The organism is Stenotrophomonas sp. STEN056, assembly GCF_056759635.1.
In genome coordinates, this window is sequence record NZ_JBRRDL010000009.1 from 90,001 (window position 1) to 107,919 (window position 17,919).

General features: G+C 65.9%; 11 protein-coding genes and 1 pseudogene. 4 read left to right on the forward strand and 8 right to left on the reverse strand.

All coding sequences use genetic code 11. From position 1 onward, the window contains the following. Window positions 1-446: 446 nt before the first annotated feature. Window positions 447-1,622 (forward strand): benzoate/H(+) symporter BenE family transporter, encoded by a 1,176-nt coding sequence (locus tag ACVOLO_RS07515; protein WP_481569623.1) that lies wholly within the window; start codon window positions 447-449, stop codon window positions 1,620-1,622. 70 nt (window positions 1,623-1,692) lie between these two features. Here ACVOLO_RS07515 and ACVOLO_RS07520 read toward each other — a convergent pair whose 3' ends face one another. Beyond that, on the reverse strand, window positions 1,693-3,834 hold the full coding sequence (locus ACVOLO_RS07520; protein ID WP_481569647.1) for a lytic murein transglycosylase: 2,142 nt from the start codon (window positions 3,832-3,834) through the stop codon (window positions 1,693-1,695). Between the two features lie 230 nt (window positions 3,835-4,064). Continuing rightward, window positions 4,065-4,457 carry a YchJ family metal-binding protein gene (locus ACVOLO_RS07525; RefSeq protein ID WP_481569624.1) on the reverse strand — a complete coding sequence of 131 codons (393 nt, stop codon included), beginning with the start codon at window positions 4,455-4,457 and terminating at the stop codon, window positions 4,065-4,067. Between the two features lie 93 nt (window positions 4,458-4,550). Here ACVOLO_RS07525 and ACVOLO_RS07530 point away from each other — a divergent pair, with 93 nt between their 5' ends. The 3 genes from ACVOLO_RS07530 to ACVOLO_RS07540 all read left to right on the forward strand — a co-directional run bounded on the left by ACVOLO_RS07530 (window position 4,551) and on the right by ACVOLO_RS07540 (window position 10,131). Next, the gene (locus ACVOLO_RS07530; RefSeq protein ID WP_481569625.1) at window positions 4,551-5,330 is read left to right on the forward strand and encodes a sulfite exporter TauE/SafE family protein; all 780 of its coding nucleotides are present in this window, start codon (window positions 4,551-4,553) and stop codon (window positions 5,328-5,330) included. 97 nt (window positions 5,331-5,427) lie between these two features. Continuing rightward, window positions 5,428-7,065, forward strand: coding sequence for an EAL domain-containing protein (locus ACVOLO_RS07535; RefSeq protein WP_481569626.1), 1,638 nt, complete (start codon window positions 5,428-5,430; stop codon window positions 7,063-7,065). 138 nt (window positions 7,066-7,203) lie between these two features. Beyond that, window positions 7,204-10,131, forward strand: coding sequence for a TonB-dependent receptor (locus tag ACVOLO_RS07540; protein ID WP_481569627.1), 2,928 nt, complete (start codon window positions 7,204-7,206; stop codon window positions 10,129-10,131). Window positions 10,132-10,249: 118 nt separating this feature from the next. On the opposite strand, the gene ACVOLO_RS07545 is transcribed toward ACVOLO_RS07540, so the two are convergent. The 6 genes and pseudogenes from ACVOLO_RS07545 to ACVOLO_RS07570 all read right to left on the reverse strand — a co-directional run bounded on the left by ACVOLO_RS07545 (window position 10,250) and on the right by ACVOLO_RS07570 (window position 17,914). Further along, on the reverse strand, window positions 10,250-10,627 hold the full coding sequence (locus tag ACVOLO_RS07545) for an MAPEG family protein (protein ID WP_481569628.1): 378 nt from the start codon (window positions 10,625-10,627) through the stop codon (window positions 10,250-10,252). Window positions 10,628-11,051: 424 nt separating this feature from the next. Continuing rightward, a pseudogene (locus ACVOLO_RS07550) lies at window positions 11,052-14,333 on the reverse strand (ATP-binding protein); the annotation flags it as partial. A 154-nt stretch (window positions 14,334-14,487) separates the two neighbouring features. Further along, window positions 14,488-15,204 carry a DUF4194 domain-containing protein gene (locus ACVOLO_RS07555; protein ID WP_481569629.1) on the reverse strand — a complete coding sequence of 239 codons (717 nt, stop codon included), beginning with the start codon at window positions 15,202-15,204 and terminating at the stop codon, window positions 14,488-14,490. Next, window positions 15,191-16,660: a DUF3375 domain-containing protein gene (locus ACVOLO_RS07560; protein ID WP_481569630.1), complete on the reverse strand. Its 1,470-nt coding sequence runs from the start codon at window positions 16,658-16,660 to the stop codon at window positions 15,191-15,193. Before ACVOLO_RS07560 ends, ACVOLO_RS07555 begins: the two co-directional genes overlap by 14 nt. 22 nt (window positions 16,661-16,682) lie before the next feature. Beyond that, complete coding sequence (folE, locus tag ACVOLO_RS07565) at window positions 16,683-17,282, reverse strand: GTP cyclohydrolase I FolE (protein WP_481569631.1); 600 nt, start codon at window positions 17,280-17,282, stop codon at window positions 16,683-16,685. A 128-nt stretch (window positions 17,283-17,410) separates the two neighbouring features. Next, window positions 17,411-17,914, reverse strand: coding sequence for a hypothetical protein (locus ACVOLO_RS07570; RefSeq protein ID WP_481569632.1), 504 nt, complete (start codon window positions 17,912-17,914; stop codon window positions 17,411-17,413). Window positions 17,915-17,919: the final 5 nt, after the last annotated feature.

Genomic DNA, 17,919 nt, shown 5'->3' on the forward strand with positions numbered 1-17,919 from the left:
CGTCAACACCTTTTTGAGAGGTTGTTGGCGTCGCTTTGGGCGGGTGGTCACCGAAGTGGCCGGCGCCGTGCAGCGAGGGAGCGAATTCTAGACATCTTTGTGAAATGTGCAACCGCTTTGTGTGCTTCTGCAGCAAATTGCTTGCTGAGGCCAGACTCGGCAAGGTTTCGAGGCTCTGATGGGGCTTTGAAGGAGGCTGCGCCTGCAGCGCGGCATACATCTGAAGGGATTGGATGCTCTCTGCTTCGTTGCGCGCCCCTCTCCCCAACCCCTCTCCCGCAAGGGGAGAGGGGCTTGAAGCGAGCTCTTCCTTATATGTCATCGCCTGGAGGGGAGAGGGGCTTGAAGCGGGCGCTTTCTTATATGTCATCGTCTGGACGGCTGTTCGAGAGCTGCACTGCTCGTTCGTCGGCCACAATGCGGGTTGATCCGACTGTGCCTGCACGATGACCGACTCCCCTGCCCGTTCGTTCTTCAAAGACCTCTCTTTGCCGGCAGTGATTGCCGGCTTCATCACGGTGCTGGTGGGCTTTGCCAGTTCGGCGGTGATCGTGTTCCAGGCGGCGCAGGCCGTTGGGGCTGGCCAGGCGGAGATCGCGTCGTGGATGTGGGCGCTGGGCATCGGCATGGGCGTGACCTGCATTGCACTGTCGCTGCGCTACCGGATGCCGGTGGTAACGGCGTGGTCCACGCCCGGTGCAGCGATGTTGGTGGTCGGCGTGGGCACGTTGCCGTTGTCCGATGCAATCGGCGCGTTTGTACTGGCGGCCGTGCTGGCGGCGGTGGCCGGGTTCTCGGGAATTTTCGAGAAGGCGATGCGGCGGATTCCGGTGTCGTTGGCGTCGGGCATGTTGGCCGGCGTGCTGCTGCGCTTCGGGCTGGATGTGTTTGTGTCGGTGGGGACGCAGCCGCTGTTGGTGCTGGCGATGTTCTTTACCTATCTGTTCGGGCGCCGCCTGTTCCCACGTTATGCGGTGATTGCGACCTTGCTGATGGGTGTGGCGATTGCCGGCGGCAAAGGGCTGATGCACATGGAGCAGGTGCAGCTGCAGTTGGCGCGGCCGGTGTTCACGATGCCGACGCTGTCATGGGCGGCGCTGTTCGGCATTGCCCTGCCCTTGTTCATCGTGACCATGGCCTCGCAGAACGTGCCGGGCGTGGCGGTGTTGAAGGCGTCCGGCTATGACGCGCCGGTGTCGCCGGTGGTGGGCTGGATCGGCACGGTCAATGCGGTGCTGGCGCCGTTCGGCGGCTATGCGTTGAACCTGGCGGCGATTACGGCGGCGATCTGCATGGGCCGCGATGTGCATGAGGACCCGGCGCGGCGCTACACGGCAGCAGTGAGCGCGGGCGTGTTCTATATCGTGGTCGGCCTGTTCGGGGCGACCGTGGCGGCGGTGTTTGCGGCGTTCCCGAAAGAGCTGGTGGCGGCGCTGGCAGGCATCGCGTTGCTGGGCACGATCGGCAACAGCCTGGCGGTTGCGATGCGTGAGGAGGCCGAGCGCGAGCCGGCACTGGTGACGTTCCTGGTGACGGCTTCGGGATTGTCGATGGCCGGAATTGGGTCGGCGTTCTGGGGCTTGGTGGCGGGGGTGGTTACGTTGCTGGTGTTGCGGCGGTGATCTCACTGGGGCCTGCTGCCCTCACCCCAACCCCTCTCCCGCACGCGGGAGAGGGGCTTGAGCGAAAGCGTTAGAGCGGTTTGACCTCGAAGACCTGCTTGAGGGTGTGGCGGCCGCCGGGGGCCAGTTCGATCACGTCCGGGCCGACGTTGCCGGCTTCAACGCAGACGTAGTTGCGCCAGCCGGCGCCGATGTCGTCCATCTTCGCGGCGGCGGCTTCGCCTGCATTCCAGACCACCGCAGTGTGGCTGCCGGTGGTGGTGATGTCGATGGCGCGGTTGAAGCCAGGATCACGCAGCACGTAATGACCGCCAGCCTCGGTATAGATGCGGTCGCTACGGCCCGGGTCGCGAGGATCGCGCAGGTTCCAGTCGCCCTGTTGAACGCGAGCGTTGCCGCCGTCGAGCTTGTCCAGATAGGTGAGGCCGTCCAGGCCGGTGACGTCCACCTTCATTGCGTCGCTGACGTTGAAGTAGTTGTGCAGTGCCTGGGTGATGCTGGCCGGCTGGCTGCCGGTGTTTTCGGTGATCAGCTCCTGCTCCAGCGTGCGGCCGATGCGCAGCACCATCTGCAGACGCAGGCTGAGGTTGTCCAGCGGCGACGGGACAAGAGTAAGCACAAGCGTGCCGTCGGCTTCCCTGCGTGCATCACGCAGCTCCCACGGCACGGTGCGCACGAAGCCGTGCGACGGCATGTCATTGCTTTGGCCCTGTCGTGCGAAATACGGCCAGCACACCGGGCTGCCGCCGCGGATGGGCGTGGGCGGTTGCTTGGCGCTGGGCGAGAGCCACATCACGTCCTGCCCTCCTTTGGGCACGAACGACAGCAGCTGGCCGCCGAACACGCTGATGGCGGCAGTGGAGAACGGGGTATCCACCTTCCAGGCGGTGAAGCCGTTGAAGTCGCCTGTGCTCAGGCCCTGCACATCCTTCATTGAAACCTTGCTCCGTACGATCGGTGATTGGACGAGTTGCGTGTAATTGCCCGGCAGGCCGAATGCGGTGGGCTGCGCCGGTTTGGCATCGCGCAGTGCCTGCAGGATGCGCATGCCGGCGCGGCCATCGGCGTTCTTCCAGCCCAGCCGTTGCTGTTCGGCCTGGATGGCGCGGCGGGTAGCGTTGCCGACCATGCCGTCGGCGCTGCCAATGGCATGACCGCGCGCGAGCAGCAGGGTCTGCAGTTGGCGGCGTTCATCGCGGCCAAGGCCGGGGTCGTCGGTGGGCCACGCGGCGCGAAGGCCGGGGCCGCCACGCAGGCGGTCGGCCAGGGTGGCGATGGCCAGCGCGTAGCTTTCGGCGGCGTTGTAGGAATAGATGGCGTCGTAATTGCGGAACACGAGCAAGGCCGGGCCCTCGGCGCCGGCCGGCAGCAGCAGCGCAGCATTGGCATCGTCGGCAATGGCTGGCACCTGCAGCGGTGTGCCGTCGGCCAGGGTGAGGCCGAGCGAACGCCAATTGGCCAGTGGCTTGCGTTGCGTGCGGCCGGCCAGCGCGGCATTGAAACCGGCCGGGATGCGGACTTCCACGCCCCACGGTTGGCCGGTACGCCAACCGGATTGCTTGAGGTAGTTGGCGGTGGAAGCCAAGGCATCGGGAATGCTGGCGACCAGGTCGCGGCGGCCGTCGCCATCACCATCGACGGCGATGCGTGCGTAGGTCGAAGGCATGAACTGGGTGTGGCCGAAGGCGCCGGCCCAGGAGCCGGTGAGGCCGGTGGGGTTGAGGTCGCCCTTGTTGATCAGCTTGAGCAGGGCCAGCAGCTCGCCCTTGAAGAACGGTTGCCGGCGACCGTTGCACGACAGCGTGGCCAGCGACTGCAGCAGCGGGCGTTTGCCGAACACACGGCCGTAGTCGCTCTCCACGCCCCACACCGCGACGATGGTGGCTGGATCGACACCGTACTGGGCCGACACCTGGTCAAGCAGCGCGCGGTGCTGAGTGAGCCGGGCGCGGCCGTCGTTGACGCGTTGTGTATCGACCAGCGCGGCGAGGTAGTCCCAGATGGGCGTGGTGAATTCCGGCTGCGCGTTGAGCAGCGGCAGCACGCTGAGGTCGGGCGTGACATCGGCGAAGAGTTGGTCGAAGCGTTCGGCGCTGATGCCCTGGGCGATGGCCGCGCTCTTCAGGCTGTTGCCGCAGGTGCCGAAGTCGGCGGTGGCGGCGAAGCCGGGCGCGGCCAGGGTGATGGCAGCCAATGTGGCGGCGGTGCGCATCAGGTGGGTTGCTTTCATCCGCCGAGCTCCTTGCTGTGGGGCTTGATGATAAGCGGTGTGCGGGGGTTGGTTGGTTCACGGGTTGTGGGATTGGGGATGCACAGCGAAAGGCGAAGAGCTGCCCTCTCCCCAACCCCTCTCCCGTAAAGGGAGAGGGGCTTCAAGCTTCAAACCTCACACCTCACACCTCACACCTCACACCTCACGCCTCACGCCCCACGCTTCACGCGTCAGATGGCGTCGCGGTAGTACCAGCGGCCGTCGATGCGCTGGAAGCGGCTGTGTTCGCTCATCTTTACCGCGCTGCCGCCACCAATGCGGTAGCGGGCGACGAATTCGACTTCAGCGGTATCTTCGCCGGTGACCATGTGGCGCTTCACGCTCAGGCCCAGCCATTGAGTGCGTTGGCCGGGGGCGTCCTGCAGTGACAGGGCTTCCGGGCGCGTGTCCGGGTGCCAGCTGTCGCGCAGGTAATCGGCGTCCTGGATGACGTAGGCGCTGTAGCGCGAGCGCATCAGCGCTTCGGCATCCGGGGCAATGCCGCCGGCGTGGTAGCGGCCACAGCAGGCGCCATATGCAAGGGGGTGCCCACAGGGGCATGGCGACGTTGGGGATATCTTCATGCGTGCATTCTGCTCCGTTGCCCACGCCGGCTCCAGCGCGCTGCCGCGCCTGCGCAAGGCGCGTATTCTGTCGCGCCCTGCGCTGGAATCCCCATGCTGGAACTGTTGCCGCCCGAGCTGCCCTGGTTGCTGGTGATCGCCTTCATCGCCGGGCTGGTGGATGCGGCGGTCGGCGGCGGTGGGTTGATCCAGTTGCCGGGCTTGTTCACCACCTTGCCGCAGCACACGCCGGCGGCATTGCTGGGCACCAACAAGTTCAGCTCGGTGTTCGGCACCGGCGCTTCGGCATGGCGCTATGCGCGTTCGGTGAAGTTCCCGTGGCGGCCGGTACTGCTGGCGGCCGCGGCGGCGTTTGCGTGTTCGTTCCTGGGCGCGACGGCAGTGACGCTGTTGTCCAAGGACGCCGTGCGGCCGCTGGTGCTGACGCTGCTGATCGTGATGCTGGGCTACACGTTGGCCAAGAAGGATTTTGGCGCGCTGCATCGGCCGCGTGAGATCGGCCGCAAGGAGTTGACCATCGCGCTGATCATGGGCGGTGTGATCGGTTTTTACGATGGCTTCTTCGGCCCGGGCACCGGCAGTTTTCTGATCTTTCTGTTCGTGCGCTTCTTCGGCCTGGATTTCCTGCGCGCGTCGGCCGCGTCCAAGGTGGTGAACGTGGCAACCAACGTGGCCGCGTTGTCGTTCTTCGTGCCCAGCGGCAATGTGCTGTTGGCCATTGCTGTACCCATGGCGGTCGCCAACATCAGTGGCGCGGTGGTTGGCACACGGATGGCGTTGCGCGGCGGCACACCGTTGATCCGCAAGCTTTTCCTGGCCCTGGTGATGGTGCTGATCGCGCGCATGGCATGGGACACACTGGGCGGGAGGTGAGCGCCGGGCGGCGGGAAAGTGGATCGCGTATTGTTTTTGTGCCGAATCACAGCGCATGGCTGCAGCCGCTTCCCGCCAACCCCCGGGTGGCACCCCGATGAACCACCGCCACAGGATCGCAGCACTCCTCCTGCTCGCCGGCTTGCTGCTCGCCTGCCTGCCGGTCTACTACGCCCTGCACCAGGCCCGCGTGCAGGCCATCAGCGAAAAATTCCAGGCACTGGATGAGGTGGGGCTGGCGCTGGACCGGCGGGTACGCAGCGCACTGGAAATCCTGCCGGCGATGCACCGGGAAATGGCATCCAGCGGTGAGGCGCCCTGCAGCCCCGCCGGCATCCTGCGGCTGCAGGAAGTGGCCGCGCGCACGCAGATATCCATCGCTGCGCTGTATCTGCAGAACCAGCGCGTGGCCTGCTCCTCAAGCGATCCGCTGATGCTGGAGCTGGAATTCGGCCCGGCATCGGTCACACAGCACGATGGCATCCGCCTGTACACCGATGCGCGCCTGCCCGGCATGCGCGAGCGCAGGTATGCGCTGATGGAAAAGGACGGCTATGCACTGCTGCTGTATCCGGACGGCGTCATTGCGCCGTTCGTTCGCCCGGATCTTTCGCTGGGCCTGTTTGCTCCCGGCAGCGGGCAATACGGCGCCCGCAGCGGCCGGGTGCTTGAGCGCTGGATCGCGCCGGAGACCAACACCGCCCTGCCGCAGCATTTCGTTGATGAGGTGTCCGGCTTCCTGGTGGCCCGCCATGTCATGCAGCCGGGCAACACCGGCGTGGTCGTGGCCACGCCCATCGCCAACATTGATCGCCGCATGGCGCAGTTCGGCAGTTGGTTCATCCCTGCCGGCATCGTGGTCGGGCTGAGCATCCTGGCCGCGGCATCGCTGCTGACGCGCTATCAGCTTTCGCCCCGCAGCCAGATGCTGCGCGCGCTCAACAAGGGCCAGTTCTTCCTGTTGTACCAGCCCATCATCGATCTGCGCGACGGCACCTGCATCGGTGCCGAGGCATTGCTGCGCTGGGAATACGAGGACGGCACGGTGCTGTTCCCGGACCGCTTCATTCCCATCGCCGAGCAGGCCGGCGTGATCCAGCTGATCACCGCGCGGGTGCTGGCCCTGGTGGAACGGGACATGCGCAGCTTCCTGCAGCACACGCCCGGGTTCCGGCTGGCGGTGAACCTGGCCGCCAGCGACCTGCAATCGGAGCAGACACCCGAACGCTTGGCAGCGATGCTGCACAGGATCGGGCCCGGCTGTGGGCAGTTTGTGGTGGAAGCCACCGAAACCCGGTTGCTGGAGGAAGCCAGTGCCTTGAACGTGGTCAACGCAATCCGCGAGCTGGGCATCGAAATCGCCATTGACGACTTCGGCACCGGCTATTCCAGCCTGTCCTACCTGGCCACCTACCCGTTCGACATCCTCAAGGTGGACAAGAGCTTCACCTCCACCACCTGCACCCAGGCCGTCACCAGCCAGGTGGCCGAACACATCCTCGACCTGGCCCGTACGCTGGGCATGCAGGCTCTGGCCGAAGGCATTGAAACGCCCGCGCAGGCGGAGTTCTTCCGCAGCCGCGGCGTGGTGTACGGGCAGGGCTACCTGTTTGCCCGGCCCATGGCCGCCACCGAACTGTTCGCTTTTGTGGGCGCCCATACCCGGCCCGGGCAACTTGCCGCACAAACCCGGCTTGCCGATGCGGCCGGCAACGGGGCCGATGCTGCCGGCTGACCAATTCATGTTGCTGTCTGTTGGGCCTACCGCTTTTTTGAGCCTTCTCCGCTTGCCGGGCGATAACGGATTGTTTACAAACGCGAGGCACCCACCGTTCCGGTGGGCAGGTAGTCCGGCATTCATAGGAGCTTCCCGATGACGTCGTTACCGCTACGCACGCACCGCCTCACACTCGCCGTACAGATTTCCCTGTTGTGCCTGTTGCCCACCGTCGCTGCCGCACAGGACACCGAGCCCGGCAACAGCGCCCGGACCTTGGACACCGTCCAGGTCACCGGCAGCCGCATCAAGAAGGCCGAGCTGGAAACCCAGGTACCCGTGCAGGTACTCACCCGCGAAGCCATCGACCGCACCGGCTATACGTCGGTGGCCGACGTGGTGCAGCACCTCACCGCCAGCGGCGCCTCGCTGAGCACCAAGCTCAACTCCAGCGGCAACTTCGGCTTCCCGCCCGACGGCGGCGGCGTGGGTGCGGGCGCGGCCACGGTGGACCTGCGCCACCTCGGCCCCAAGCGCGTGCTGGTGCTGGTGGACGGCATCCGCTGGGTCAACGAATCCTCCGGCTCGGGCGTGGGCTCGTCGGTGGATCTGAACACCATTCCCTTGGCGCTGGTGGACCGCATTGAAGTGCTGGAGGACGGCGCCTCGTCGATCTACGGCTCCGATGCCATTGCCGGCGTGGTCAACGTCATCACCAAGAAGAACGCCGACGGCGGCCACATCGAGGTGCAATACGGCGACTACAACCTCAAGGGCGGCGACACCACCAGCGTGGACATGAGCTTCGGCAAGAGCGGCGAACGCGCGCAGTGGATTGTCGGTGCGTCGTGGTTCAAGCAGAAGGAAATCAGCTCGACCGAATACAAATGGGCCCGCGAACCCGTCCCCGGCACCGGCCTTGCCAATGGCAGCTCGGCCACGCCCGGTGGCCGCGCGGTGTTTGCGCCGGTTGATGGCAACAACACCTATGGCGGTCTGTGTCCGCTGGGCAAGGACGACGCGGGCAACCCCATCCCCGGCACGGCAACCTGCAACATCACCTTGCCCAACGGCGCCAGCTTTGCCGGCAATCCCGCCTTCCCGGGCGACTTCATTCCATTCAGCACAGCCAACCGCTTCAACTTCGCACCCTACAACCTGCTGCTGACACCCAATGAGCGCAAGTCGGTCTTCGGCCAGGTGCGCTTTGAGTTCACGCCAGCGGTGAGCGGCTGGTTCCGCGGGTTGTACAGCGAGCGCGAATCGGCCAACCAGGCCGCGCCGGAGCCGTTCTTCCTCGGTACCGATGCTGGTGTGTACAACGACTGGGCCGAAAAGAACCTGGTGATCTCGGCCAACAATCCGTACAACCCCTTCGGTTTTGACCTGACCACCATGGGCAGCAACCCCAACCTGTTCCTGATCGGCCGCCGGCCGGTGGAAGGCGGCCCACGCCGCTACGAGCAGGAGGTGAAGACCTGGTACGCGGCCGCAGGGCTGGACGGCGTGTTCGAGGTCAACCAGCGCACCTGGAACTGGGACATCAACGCGATGACCAGTGAAAGCAAGGCCACCCAGACCAACACCGGCAGCTACAACATCAAGCACATCAACCAGGCCTTGGGCGACCCGGCCGCCTGCGCCGCCATCGCCGGCTGCGTGCCGCTGAACATCTTCGGCGGGCCGGGCACCATCACCCCGGAGATGCTGGCGTGGATTTCGCCGATCGTGCGTGACCGCAGCAAGAACACCTTGAGCCAGGCCTCGGCCAACATCACCGGCGAGTTGTTCGACATGTGGGCCGGGCCGTTGTCCTTTGCCGCCGGTGCCGAGTGGCGCCGCTACAAGGGCGAATACCATCCGGACCCGATCACCATCGCCGGCGAATACAACGGCGTGCCTTCCGGCGTGACCGTTGGCAGTTACTCGGTGAAGGAAGCCTACGCCGAATTCGACATCCCGCTGGCGCGCGGGGGCTTCTGGGGCAAGAGCCTGGACATGAGCATCGCCGGGCGTTACTCGGACTACTCCACCTTCGGCGGCACCGGCACCGGCAAGATCGGCCTGCGCTGGCATCCGGCCGATGAACTGCTGCTGCGCATGTCCTTTGCACAGGGCTTCCGCGCACCGTCCATTGGTGAGTTGTACGGCACCTTGAGCCGTTTCGATGCGACCCTGGTGGACCCCTGCAACGACGCGGCCTCCACCACGCCCAAGTGCGTGGCCGATGGCGTGCCGCCGGGCTATCAGCAGGCCAACCCGCAGATATCGGTGGTGACCGCCGGCAACCGCGAGCTGGATCCGGAAGAAAGCCGCTCGTTCATGGCCGGCTTTGTCTGGAGCCCGGGCTGGGCGGTGGACAGCAGCTGGGCCAGCAAGCTGGACCTGGGCGTGACCTTCTACCGGCACACCATTGACGATGCGATCCAGGCACCGGATGCACAGGCCATCATGGACCGCTGCATCGACACCCGCGACCCGGTGGCCTGCGCCAGCTACACGCGCAACGACCGCGGCCAGATCATCCGCTTCGAGGACATCCTGGCCAACCTGGGCACCATCAACACCAGCGGCTGGGATTTCACCGCGCACTGGCTGTTGCCGGAAGCCGGCTGGGGCCAACTGGGCTTTGACTGGAAATCCACCTGGGTGACGCGCTACGAGCTGATCAACGAATCCGGCCAGGCCGAGCCCAAGGGCCCGGGCGTGGAGGTCAACGACAGCGCCATTCCGGAATGGAGTTCGACGCTGACCACCAACTGGGATTTCCGCAACTGGAACGCGAACTGGACGATGCGCTACATCGACCGCCTGCGTGAACGCTGCGCCGGTGCGAGGGATTTTGCGATCTGCACCGACAGCGTTGCCAATGAACACTGGCTCGGCTCGACCACTTACCACGACGCGCAGGTGAGCTGGCGGACCGATGCCTGGATGAAGGGGGTGAAGGTCACCGTGGGCGTCAACAACGTGTTCGACAAGAACCCGCCGATCTGCCTGAGCTGCACGCTCAACGGTTACGACCCGGGCACGTATGACCTGCCCGGGCGTTACAGCTACGCAAAGCTGAGTCTGGATTTCTAAAAGCAGCAGTGATTGAAACGACGAAGGGAGCCGCGAGGCTCCCTTCGTTGTGCATGCCGTTGCAGCCGTTGCGAGTGCCTATGCGGGGATGAAATCCCGGCCTAGGTCCAGCTCCGGCTCAGCGCAGGACGGCGCCGGCCAGGGCCATCAACAACAGCACGATCACCGGCAGCATCGACAGGCCAAAACCCAGTCCACGACTGGCCGGTGCGCTGACGTAGGCACGCCAGTAAATGAAGCGACCGAGCAGGTACACCGCGCCGATGCCGGCCACCCATTCTGCCGGCCAGAAGCGCGCGGCAACGAACAACGCAGGCAGCAGTGCGACCATCAGCTCCAGCGTGTTCATCTGCACGCGGTAGGCGCGCTCAAAGCCTTCATGCCCGGTGATGGCCGGCGCCTTGACACCGAAGCGGCCACGCGCGCGGCCGACCAGAGAGGCGAAGAACAGGTACTGCACCACGACCAGCATGGCGACGATTTCTACGTAGTGCATGGTGTGCTCCTTGAAGGCGGATGGCACGACTGTAGCGGAGCGCGCTTGGTTTTGTAGCGCGGTGGCACAGCCACGGTGATCTGCTCCCTCCCTTTGGCGAAGCCAAGGGGAGGGCTGGGGAGGGGTGCTTTCAGCAGCTGAGGCGAGTTACTTTCATTGACTCCGGCAGCTTCCCCCTCTCCCCAACCCCTCTCCCGCGAGGGGAGAGGGGCTTTTAAGCTCGCTCCGCCTGAGATTACTGCTCGGTGGCAGCGGTCTTCTTCGTCACTTTCCTGGATGCCTTTTTGACTGGCTTCTCAGCTTCGGCTTCCACAACCTCCGCTTCAGCCGTCGCGACAATGGCCTCCACTTCCGGCTCCACGTCTTCCGCCTGCGGCTCGTGCCTGCTCGCGTGTTCGGCGTCCTCCTGCGCGCGTGCAGCGGCACCACGTGCGCGGGCCGGCAGCTTCAGGCGGTTGGCTTCGTCGTCGTATTCGATCAGCAGCACGCCCGAATCGTGGCGACCGCTGATTTCGACAAAGCAGGCGCCGCCAATGAACGGTTCCAGCGTCATCACCGATTTCAGCGGGGTGGCCACGACCATCTGGAAACCGAAGTTCTCGAAGATGTTCATCGCCAGGGCAGTGAATTCGTTGTCGGCCTTGTCGAAGGCTTCGTCCAGCACCACGGCCGCGTAACGCGGCAGTTCGCCGTCTTCGCCACCGAGCTGGTAACGCAGCGCGGCGGCAAGACAGGTCGTCGCCAGCTTCTGGCGCTGGCCGCCCGATTTGCCAGCGCCGCTGCGGTAGATCTCCACCTGTTCGCGGGTCTGCCCATCGAGTTCGACACCGAAGAACTCCACATGCTGGCGCACGTCCAGCACCTGCTCGCGCCAGCGGCGCAGTTCCGGCTCCTGCGCACCGAGGCGGCGCACCAGGTCGCGCAACACGTTGAACTGGGTTTCGGCCAGTGAACGGTCTTCGGTCTGCTGGTGGGTCAGCACCGCGCGCAGCTGCAGCTGGAAATCCTGCACTTCCGGCAGGCGACGGTCGCTGACGTCGATGGCCAGCACCGTGCCGCGGTTGAACGGCACCTGTTCCAGCGAGGCGTTGACCTCGTCCATGCGCTGCTTGATCGCCTTGTGCGCTTCGGCAGTGTGACGCTGCAGGGCCAGCAGGTTGTTCTTGCTCTGCGTTTGCAGCAACTCGAAGAAGCGGCCTTCGTGACGCGGCAGGCCGTCGCTTTCCAGGCGCTGCAGACGCGCAAGGAAATCATCGGCGCTGCTCAGCGACACGGTGAAGTCACCGGAATCTTCCGGCCACTGCTGGCAATACTTGCGGAAGCAGTCGAGCAGGTGCTGGGTGAGCTTGGCATCGCGGCTCTGGCTCTGCCCCAGCTCTTCGCCCAGGCCACGCTCGATCACCCGGAAGTGGCTTTCCAGCGTGTCCAGGTTGAAGCCGGGCAGTGCCTGCAGGCGCTCGCCCAGGCCTTCGCGCTGGGCGTCGGTCAGCGGTGTGCTGGCGACGCGGGCGGCGCCGTTGTCACGCTGCTGCTCCAGCCGCACGCGTTCGCGCGAGAGCTGTGCGCGCTCCAGGCGCACGTCTTCGTAGGTGCGCTTGGCCTGGTCACGCAGGCCGCGGGTGAGTTCGATCTGCTGCCCCACACGCGCCAGCGCGTTGTCGCCTTCGCGCAGGTCGGTGAGCTGTTCGTCGATGTCGCTCAGGCGCTGCAGGCGCGGGCCGAGATCGATTTCGTCCCAGTCGCGCTCCACCAGCACGCGCGCGGCCAGCTGCTTTTCCTGCCCGCTTTCGCGTTGCTTGCGCAGCATGGCGACGTCGGCCTCGCTGCGCGCGATGCGCTGTGCCAGTTCCTGGCCTTCGCGCTCGAACACACGGCGCTTGTCACGGTTGTCGTGGCCCAGCATCCAGCGCTTGCGGTCGTTGACGGCGTGGCGGTCGTCTTTTTCGTAACGGTCGCCGGGGTGCTTGATCTGGCCTTCGCGGGTCAGTGCGCGGTCTTCGTTGCGCAGCTGGCCAGCGTTTTCCACGCAGGTGTAGTCGAAGCGACGCAGCAGTTCGTTGTAAACCCAATCGCCGAAGGCATGGTCACGCAGCTGCAGCTTGTGGATCAGCGAACGCTTCTCCGGTTCGCGCGCATGCAGCAACTCGTTGTCGCGCACGCGGAAGTACACCAGCTTGGTGCCCAGGTGGGTGCGGTTGGCCCATTCGGCGACCTGGCTGTGGTGCTTTTCATCGACCAGCAGCGACTGCGCGAAACCGTGCAGCACGCGCTCGATGGCGCCACGCCAACCGATCTGGTCTTCGCGCACCTGGATCAGTTCACCGACAAACGGCAACACCGATTCCGGCAGGCCGGTGTCGTCGCACAGGCGTGCGCGCATCTGCTGCAGCGGTGCCGGGATGGAACTGGGCGCGGACTTCAGCGACTCCAGCTCCACACGCAAGGCGGCAAAGCGCTTTTCATCGTCGCGGCGTTCGGCCATGCGCTCGGCGATGGCGTCGTCCACGCTGCCGGCACCGTCACGGCTGCCATCAATCAGGCCGCGCGCCTGCTCCACCTGCTCGGAGAATGCGGAGGCGGTATCGGCCAGGGCCATGCCCAGTTGCCGGCAGGCGCTTTCCAGCTGCTTGCGGCGACGTGCGCGCTCATCGAGTTCGCGCTCGACACGGGTGCGCTCGCGCTCCAGTTCTTCGATGCGCTCGCCGCCCTGCTCGCGCTGCAGGCGTTCAAGCTCGACCAGCTTCTGTTCGTGGTTGTCCAGCGCCTGACGACGCTGGCCTTCCTCGCCCATCAGCCCGCGGTCGATCATTTCCACTTCGCGCATGCGCTCGTTGACCAGCTCCAGCCGCGTTTCTTCGCGGTAGCCGTCAATGCCGATCTGCAGGTCGCGCAGGTTGGCCACGCCTTTGCGCAGCTCGGTCAGGTCGTGATGGAACTCGCGCGCCGGGGTCAGTGTTTCCACCTGACGACGCGCGGTGACCACGGCGTGGTGCGCGCCATCCAATTCGGAGAAGTCTTCGACCAGGCGATCGGCCGCTTCAAACGTGCGTGGCTCTTCCAGCATGAAGCCACGCAGGAAGGCATTGAGGTCGCCCAGGTTCTTGGCCGACTGCGTCTTGTGCAGCAGCCGCAGCGCCATGTCGTTGCCGATGCCCAGCAAGTGGCGGAAGCGCTCGGCGTAGCCGGCAAAGCTGTCGAAGTGGGCAACGTCCTCGCTCAACCGCAGGCGCAGCTTGCGCAGGTCCAGGTCGAAGCCGTTCAGTTCGGTCAGGTCGAAGCGACGCGGGATCACCATGTAGTGCTTGCGCACATCGTTGGCCGAGGTGCCGGCGCCGTTGATCCAGAACAGGCGCACGATCGACACCGCCTCGCCGCGGGCGTTGTGGTATTCCAGCGCCAGCGCCGTCCAGGTGGCGCCCTTGCGCAGGTACTGGGTGGCGATTTCGCCGGACTCGCTGTCCTGCTGGTCGGCCCAGGCGCCGCGCACATAGGAGACCAGCGAGCGGTCGCGGCCGGAACGTTCGGCTTCGCGCGCGGCGGCGTTGAAGTCAACGATGCTCGGCGGCGTCAGCAGGGCGCTCATGCCATCGAGCAGGGTCGATTTGCCCGAGCCGGAACGGCCGACGAACAGGAAGCCGCGTTCGGCAATCGGCACTTCGGTCAGGCCGGAGAACGTGCCCCAGTTGAGCACCTGCAGGCGGCGCATGCGGAACTGGTTTGCGCGGGCGTCGCTGGCCGGGTCATTGAACAACGCGGCAGCGGGGAGCAGGGTTTGGGTGGTCGTTTCCATGCGGCTCATCCTTCAACCGCCGCGCGTTGCGCGACGGCGGAAAACAAATTCGGGGCGACGCGCGGGCGCGTCATTCGTCGGCGTCGCCGGCAGCCTCGTCAGCGGCGGCTGTGTCGCCACCTTCGCGCAGCTGGCGATAGGCATCGGCCAACACCTGCACGTCCTCGGCCGAGAACAGCAGCTTCAATGCCGGCGAGATTTCGTAGCGGTCTTCGCTGCCACGCAGCCTGGACAGCAGCTGGTTCTCGCGCATCTTGGCGATGGCCGCGCTCACCCGCTTGCCGTAGCCGGCCTGGTCGGTGGAGACGTTCTTCTGGTAGATGCTCATTGCTTCGACCAGCTGCAGTTCTTCCACCACCGCGCGTTCGCCGCGCGTGTCGGCTTCGGCCAGCTGCTGGCGCAGGAACAGCAACAGCACCGATTCAATGAAGGTCAGCGGTGCGCTGCGCAGCAGGGTCGGCGAATCCAGTTCGGCGGTGTCGGCCTGGCGGGTGAAGGCAATGCCGCCGTCACGGTCCAGCACCAGCTCCAGGAACAGCTCGCACAACAGGCTGCGCACCGCATCTTCGTGACGCAGCAGGGCCGTCCATTGCGCGGGCTGGCGCTGGGCATCGACGCTGGGGCCGGCCAGCAGCTGGCACAGCGCGCGGCGCGCCTCGGCCGGCAGGTTGCCAGTGTCGCCGAGGAACAACGGGCCATTGCCCTTGCTGGCGGCGGGTGCGGCAACCGGGGCCGCGGCGGCGGTGCCCTCGTCGTCGTTTTCGATTTCGGTCTCAGACCAGTTCATCGCGTCTTTCCTTGAGGAACCAGACCAGCGGCACGCGGGCGCGACGCACCTTGCCGTCGCCGCCGGTCCATTCCACGGTTTCCAGTTGATCGCGCACCACCATGCCGTGGCGGGTGCCGATGGAGAGATAGCCGATCACGCTGCCCAGGCCCTGCCGCGCCGGCCGCTCCCGCAATACCTGCGAGATGGACAGCTGCGGGCGGGTGCCAAGCAGCATGAACAGGTTGTCCTTGAGGGTGCGCACGTCGATTTCCGACTGCGCGACCAGGTCGCCCACGCTGTCCAGCGAAATTTCCGCCGCCTCGGCCATGAAGATGGCCGTTTCCACCTGATGGCTGCGCGGGTCGTGCAGGCGCCACTGGCCGATGGAACGCAGCCGCGCGGAGGACAGAGGCAGGACGAAGCCGGTGGCCGCGGTGGGGTGCATGTCATCGCGCAGTTGCAGGGCCTGGCCCTGGGCCTGCTTGAGCAGCTGGTTGAGACGGCGCTGTTCCAGGTAACCGCGGCTCTGCACGAAGCCACGCAGGCTGCGCGCGAAATGCTGCATCACCTCATGCACCTGGCCGCCGCGTTCCAGCAGCGTGCTGGTGAAGTTGCGCAGGAAGTTGCGCTCGTTGCGGTCCAGCTTGCGGGTGAAGCCACGGTTGAGCACGGTATCCAGCGCGGCATCGAGTTCGGCGCTGCGCTGCGGGTCATTGAGCAGGTCCCAGAAGCCCTGGAAGCTGCGCCCGGCGTCGGATTCACCGATCACATCAACACCGCTGAACAGCCGGTCGAGCACGTCACCGCGCGCGCCTTCGTCATCGATGATGCGTTCGCGGAAACGGCGGTTGAGCTGCTCGAAATCATCGCGCACGCGGCGGAAGTCTTCGGCCAGGTCATCGGCCAGGCGGATCACGTCGCGGGTGCGCTCCAGCGCGCGCTTGCCGTCCAGCGTGGCCACCTTGCCGCTGGCGGCCTGGGCAATTTCGGCATCGATGCGCTCGCGTTCGGCCCGCAGCGCGGCCAGGCGCGCTTCCGGGTTGGCCTCGGTCTGCTGGGCCAGCTGCGAGAGCTGCTGCATGACCATCGCCAACCGGCTTTCAGTGGCCAGGCTGGCGTTGTGTTCGACCCCGGCAATGAAGCGGATGGCCTGCACGGCCTGGCGCGAGAGCTCGTATTCCTCTTCGCTGGCGCCCTCCGGCAGGCGCCGCTCCAGCCAGCCCTGGGCCAGCCAGTAGGCGATATAGGCCTGGGCGGTACGCGGCAGTTCCACGTCCAGCTCGTCGGCGTTGAGCGCGTCCAGCTGCTGCTGCAGGCGCTCGGCCAGGATCGAGCCCGGCACACGCCGGTCCGTTTCCAGCAACAGGCCCTGCAGCAACCCGATAAGGACAGGCGCGCGGTCGGAGGCCAGCAGTTTCCACAGCGGCTGCTCGCGCAGGCGCTGATAGCCGGCAATGCGTTGGGGATACTTCATCGAGCGCGCGCAGGTCCTTGGCTTAACGGCGGGCTTGGCCGACTTCGATGAAACGCAGGAACTCGGCGCGGGTGCGCGCGTCGTCATGGAAGGTGCCACGCATGCGCGAGGTGACCATGGACACACCACGCTTGTGGATGCCACGGGTGGTCATGCACTCGTGCGAGCCTTCCACCACCACGCCCACGCCCAGCGGCTGCAGCACGTCCTGGATGACGTCGGCGATCTGCGCGGTCATCTTTTCCTGCACCTGGAAGCGGCGCGCATAGGCCTCGACCACGCGTGCCAGCTTGGAGATGCCGACCACCCGGCCATTGGGCACATAGCCGACATGGACGCGGCCGAGGATCGGGGCCATGTGGTGTTCGCAGTGGCTTTCGTATTCGATGTCGCGCAGCACGATCATCTCGTCGTAGCCGGCCACTTCCTCGAAGGTGCGCGCCAGGTACTCGCGCGGGTCGTCCTGATAGCCCTTGAACCAGTCGCCATAGGCCTCGGCCACCCGGCGCGGGGTGTCCAGCAGGCCTTCACGGGAGGGATCTTCACCGGCCCAACGCAGCAGCGTGCGTACGGCGTCTTCGGCCTGGGCCTGGGTGACGGGCGGCTTCTTGGAATCAGTCATTACAGACAGCGCTTGGATTACGGGGTGGACATGCTACCAGCCAGCGTGTGCAGGGGCAGCACGGGGCCGGCCCGGCACCGGGCCCTGCCGCCCCTCGCCGCAGGCGGTTCAGCTTTCCTGTGGATATCTCAGCGCGCCTGTTCCTGCGCGGCCGTGTCGTGCTCCAACGCCTGCAGCAGGCTTGGCGCGCCCGGGCCGGCAATGTCGGCCACGCGCCAGCTGTCACCGTGGCGGCCCAGGGTGAGATCCAGCGCCAGCGGGTTGTCCGCATCGGCCAGCGTGGCGGTGGCACGCAGACGGCCGTCGCCGAGCGGGGTGATCTGGAAGTCCAGCGCACGCAGGTCCTGCGCGGTGTCCTGGCACTGGCACAGCGGGTCGCTGCCCAGGTAGCCCACCTCGCCGTCGTAGGCCTTGCGGTTGGCCTCCATGGCTGCCAACAGGGCCGGCACGTAGACCTGCTCGTCCGGCAGCATCGCCTCCAACCCTGCTCCGGGGTGGTAGCCGGCGTAGATGTGGCTGAGGAAAGCGCGGGCCGAGGTGATGTCGTCGGTGACCGTACTGGCCGCGGGCGGACTGGCGCCGTCACCGGGTTGCTGTTGGCAGGCCGTCAGGCCCAGAACCAAGGCCATCATCCAAA